This window comes from Rhodococcus sp. IEGM1339, from assembly GCF_050321925.1.
GTDB classification, from domain to species: domain Bacteria; phylum Actinomycetota; class Actinomycetes; order Mycobacteriales; family Mycobacteriaceae; genus Rhodococcus; species Rhodococcus pyridinivorans.
Genome location: NZ_JBNQFT010000049.1, coordinates 1 through 5,113, shown reverse-complemented (window position 1 = coordinate 5,113; position 5,113 = coordinate 1). Strand labels below are relative to the sequence as shown.

The 5,113-nt window shown below is 55.1% G+C and carries 3 protein-coding genes and 1 pseudogene; 1 reads left to right on the top strand and 3 read right to left on the bottom strand.

Features of this window, described 5'->3' with window-relative positions:
- Positions 1-845: 845 nt before the first annotated feature.
- On the bottom strand, positions 846-2,015 hold the full coding sequence (locus ACQR3U_RS23235; RefSeq protein WP_230811595.1) for a hypothetical protein: 1,170 nt from the start codon (positions 2,013-2,015) through the stop codon (positions 846-848).
- Positions 2,015-2,830 (bottom strand): serine/threonine protein kinase, encoded by an 816-nt coding sequence (locus ACQR3U_RS23230; RefSeq protein ID WP_372477768.1) that lies wholly within the window; start codon positions 2,828-2,830, stop codon positions 2,015-2,017. The genes ACQR3U_RS23235 and ACQR3U_RS23230 overlap by 1 nt, the downstream gene beginning before the upstream one ends.
- A gap of 562 nt (positions 2,831-3,392) precedes the next feature.
- On the opposite strand from ACQR3U_RS23230, the gene ACQR3U_RS23225 reads away from it, so the two are divergent.
- Positions 3,393-4,301: an IS5 family transposase gene (locus tag ACQR3U_RS23225; protein WP_064063636.1), complete on the top strand. Its 909-nt coding sequence runs from the start codon at positions 3,393-3,395 to the stop codon at positions 4,299-4,301.
- 477 nt (positions 4,302-4,778) lie between these two features.
- Here ACQR3U_RS23225 and ACQR3U_RS23220 read toward each other — a convergent pair.
- Positions 4,779-5,015 (bottom strand): annotated as a pseudogene (locus ACQR3U_RS23220) (transposase); the annotation flags it as partial.
- Positions 5,016-5,113: the final 98 nt, after the last annotated feature.

The window sequence follows — 5,113 nt, the reverse complement described above, 5'->3', positions numbered from 1 at the left end:
GGCTGCATGACTACAATCACCATCGGCCCCACACCGGGATCGGTGGACAGTCACCTATAGACCGCGTCGGCGTTCACAACGTCCCCGGGAATTACACCTAGGCTGAGAAGGTGATCGCAGCAAGCTCTAAGAGACTTCCCGGACAAGCTAATAAGCACCCGGTACGTAAATGCAGACTGGAACACCCATGATCCAGAAGAGCACCGAAGCACCCCTCCGCCGGCGAGTTGGGGTTCCTGTACATGAGGCACGCCTTACCGAAGCATTCGCCACACAAGCCAACAAACTGATGCCTCCTGGGCCGGGTAGACGTCTCTATATAATTCCAGAGCCCCAACTTGGCCGCGGCCGACCCGATGCTATCGCCATTACTGCCTCACCTCGTGGGCTTCACTCATACTTCAAAAATTCAATCCGGTTTACCACTTTCACCCAAGCCGTGGTTGTTTCTGACGATAACAATCACTCCGTAGGAGTGTCCGATTCTTACGCGAAGGAATTACGGTCATCGATGCGGACAGATGGCTGGAACGATGCGCAAATCAAGAAAGCAGAATCTATAGTTCACGATTCTCTAGCGATTGAGGCAAAAATGACCGATTGGAGGCGTGCTATAAGGCAGGTCGCCCGATTTAGACCAATGGCAAACCGCACAGCAATATTAATGCCCGAAAACTCAGCTTCCCGCGTAGACAAAATGTCGCTCAAGATTTATAATAGCGGGCTAATATCCGCTTCCGATGTAACCCTCCGATGGACAGTGAAAGCGCGGTACCAGAAAATTGGTACCGCACAAAAGCTTTGGCTACTTGAACTTCTACACCGACATTTCGAACATCAAGAAATCAAATCCCCTCCTTCGTGCGCAACTCCTCAAGACTGTAGCGAAGTGTCGACACTCGTCCAGCATAGCTCGGAGGCAGCACGATTCGATCTCGCTTAATTCGGCCGTAGAGATCAGCCGCGTTTTGCAGGTCGATATCCAATTCATCCAGTCGCGTTGATATGTCTATCGAGCGAGCGGCATCAGAAACTCTATTCGAAAGTTCTGTCATGAACTGAACCTGCCCCTCTGGCCGCCCCCACGAGGAAAAATTTCCTGACGCGAACCTTGACAAGATGTGCGCCTGTAGTATTTCGTCCCGATAAGGAAGTCTTGTAATATATGAAAGTTCTTCTTCGGCCTTCAAAGAAGCCCAAAGCGCTGGAACATATACCCGAGGAGTAGGAGGCTGTCCGCCGGAGGGTGACGGTTGCCATTTTGACGTAAAAAACTGCCGCAACGTGTAATGCCAGCCGGAAGACACGGAACCCACACCTGCGGCAATCGCAGCCACCCCCTCCAGGTCCGAATATCCCCAGTGGACTTCATATTCGTTTAGAACCGAAAGGTTGTACATTAACCTGAGTAAATTTCCTAAACGGAGAGAATCCCACGGAACAGGTGGGTAGCCCTTGTTCGATCGATTAACGACGATATAAAAACCTCTTACATCTATTCCGGTGACGATATCAAGCCAATCTGCGATATCATGCCAGTTCGTCAAGGCGCCCTCATCGATGGCTACACTCGCAATTGTATTTTCACTTCCCCATGAGTCGAGCGCAGATCGCGCATATTGAAGCGAAAGCGGCGTCCATATATCAGTAAAAGTGGACTGCACGCAGGTAGGTGCAATCATTGGCCCATCAATACCCACCGCGACATTAGCAGCACGTATCGATTCGATCTGAGACTCTACCTCTCTCGCACTTTGTGACCATTTCACTTGCCGAAAGTTAACACCGTGAGAGCTGTGACATCTTGCAACACCGGGAGGCGTTATTGAATAAACGTAGGTTTGCGGGTCGAGCAAGGGCACTATCCCCAAGTCATTAATCGCAGAAACTGTACTCCGTAAAGCCGTTGGCTCTTCATCACCTGGGCTGAGGATGACACCACCAAGAGAACCCTGGTCAAAAACATCGGATATCTTAGTACCCTTACCGTAACCATGTTGGATAAAAAAATTCATTACAGAACCCCCAAGGCTCGCAGAGGAATAGAAATATTTCGGAAGCGCTGACTCGGTCGAGGCGCAAGTAGTCGCGTTATTACGCGCTCTAGGTCCGATGGGCATTGAATCGATCCGAAGACTGATCCATCGAAGCTGTTCAGTTTTCTGAAGTACTCGTCTGCATCTATCGATGGATGCCAAAATGGATGATTACCCGTAAGCGTCTCGAAAACCACGATTCCGATCTGGAACAGATCAGTTCGGAAGTCAATCTCTGCAAATCTTCTCATTTCGAACTGCTCGGGCGCGGCGTAACGATTTGTGCGAGGCGATGCGTCGAAGGCGTCGGTCAATGGAGACATGTCGTTATGGAATGCGATTCCAAGATCTAACAGGATCGGATCTCCACTCTGATCAAAAACGATGTTCCCCGGTTTAATATCTCGATGCACTATAGAGGCATCCGTCCACATTGCCTCTACCGCTCGAAGTAAGGAAACGAGAACTTTGCGGGCCAACTCTTCGCTGGGACCTTCGTTGACGAGTCGTTCTTCTAGCGTCCCGCCAGGATAAAACGGTTCTGCATACCATAGATGCTCACGATTTGATAAAACACACTTTCGAGGTGCTTCAACAAGTCGAACTACATATGGCGAATCTATGATAGACATTCCTTCAATTTCTCGACTGAATCGCGTTGGCAGGGGCACCGATTCCATTGATTCCAAGTCCACCGGAAGTGGTTCGGTAAGGATTTTTATTACGATGTCATCCGCGCCCCGAGTTCCCCGGTATGCGACTTTGAAGGATCCTTGTCCGAGTGGAGGTAGCATCAAATTATAGTCAGCGAAGACTCTCGTGAGCTCAGAGTCATCAAAAGGAACTGTCATGCTAGTACCCCTCGTATTCCGGATGCGATTCCTGTGCCCACCTTAGCCGTCCTGATCAAGAGTCCCTCCCGGGATGATGCCCTGAGTTAGGCCGGCCAAGCAAAGATCGACAGAGAAACGAAGGCCTTATGGTATTGCCTCGGGAACGCCGTTCGTGTATATGGCTATCTTTCACGGCAGGCGGGTCCACTCGTACTGCCCGGACCGATGCAGCTCGGCCTCATCAGGAAGAATTCTGCGCTATCGCCGGACGACTGTCATTGGGCGGCACCCTATAGGCAGGATCCCTGCTGGACCGCAGCTCACTGTTGCCAGCGTGGGATGCCTGGCCGACCGAGTTCATATGCAGGCGCCTCTCAGTCGAACCTGGTGGTGTTCTAGGCCGTGTTTCGAAAGTGATCTTGAACCGAGATGGTGCCAGCAGGAGTGTCGCAACAACTGAATGAGTGAAGTCTCCGGTATCTGGGTTTAGCGACCAAGCAAAACCTTGAATACCGGAGACCTCGTGCCCAGCGTAGCCGTCCAGCGGCGCGCGGACCTGACCGACGCCCAGTGGGCGCGGTTGGCGCCGCTGCTGCCCTGTCCACAGAAGACCGGCCGTCCACCGAAATGGACGAAACGCCAGCTCATCGACGGAATCAGGTGGCGCATCCGCACCGGCGCACCGTGGCGGGAGATGCCGACACGATATGGACCGTGGCAGACGGTCTACGGACTGTTCCGCCGGTGGCAACGCGCCGGGGTGTGGACGCAGATCCTGACCGCGTTGCAGGCCCTGGCCGACGCTGCCGGTGAGATCACGTGGGACGTGAGCGTCGACTCGACGATCGCACGGGCCCACCAGCACGCCGCTGGAGCCCGCAAAGACGGTGATCTCCAGCGTGAGCCACCCGGCGGGGTCGAGACCGAACCGGACGACCACGCCTTGGGTCGTTCGCGGGGCGGGTGGACCACCAAGGCGCATCTGGCCTGCGAACAGGGCCGCAAGCCCTTGTCGATCGTGATTACCGCCGGTCAATACGGGGACAGCCCGCAGTTCACGACGGTTCTCGCTGCGATCGAGGTGCCTCGCCTCGGTGGTGGCCGGGCTCGGACGCGACCGGATCGAGTGTTGGCGGACAAGGCGTACAGCAGCGCTGCCAATCGCGCTCACCTGCGTAAACGCGGGATTCGGGCGACGATTCCGGTCAAGTCGGATCAGGTGGAACATCGCCGACGCAGAGGATCGGCCGGCGGTAGGCCGCCGGAGTTCGATCCCGCACTCTACAAGCAGCGGCATGCTGTCGAGTGCGGGATCAACCTGCTCAAGCAGAATCGTGCTGTGGCAACGAGATACGACAAGCTCGCGGTCCGTTACACAGCGGTGGTGCGTATCGCTGCGATCAATATGTGGTTGCGGAGCGCTTGCTTATGAAACAGGGCCTAGAAGCCCCGCGATTGCGCCGTATAGCGGAGTCCGGGACGCGGCTGTCACCACAGATGGCGCCCCGAATCTAATTCGGTGTCCAGGTACACCGATCGAAGGCGGTAAAAGCATCAGCAGGCCGCACGGGTCCACCAAGCACCTATGGTGATGCAACCTGCGACGTGCTCTGGTGGGCACGCTGGCAAGTTGGTTCAACCATGGTTGCCGTAGGTCGCGATTGCGCGGCCTCTGGAGGTGGGAAGTTGTGACGTTGACCTGAGGATGCCGTGCTAGCTGACTCCTCTCACTTCCATGCGGAATGTCATCTAATGCTGACAAGGGCTTCAGTCTTCCGTTCCATCCGACGATGTAGTTCATTTGCCACGCATACCTGTTCAAAGGTGCCGAAGAGATAGTGCCCCGTGGAGTGGTGGACTTCGGATCGGCTTTGCAGCACACGTAGCGATCAACGAGTCGTGCTGAATACTATGCTGTTTCGTTCGATCCGGTCAACGACAACGCCGGCCCGGCAGCGTGTCCCTTCGCGGCAATCACCGCACGAAGCTCGTCCATGCTCACATCCGAGACATAGCGGCGGGTGACCTGCCACTCATCGTGCTGTTCGATGACCACCGCAGTCGCCAACCGCAGAAACGCCGCCGGATTCGGGAAGATCTCCACGACGTCGGCTCGACGCTTGATTTCCTTGTTGAGCCGCTCGATTATCCGGCCCTCGGCGCCGGATCAACCCCTGGTGGTTGACTCGAGTCAGCGATCGAGGCGATGGAGGTGGTCCGTCAGTGCGTCGGTGACGCGGTGGT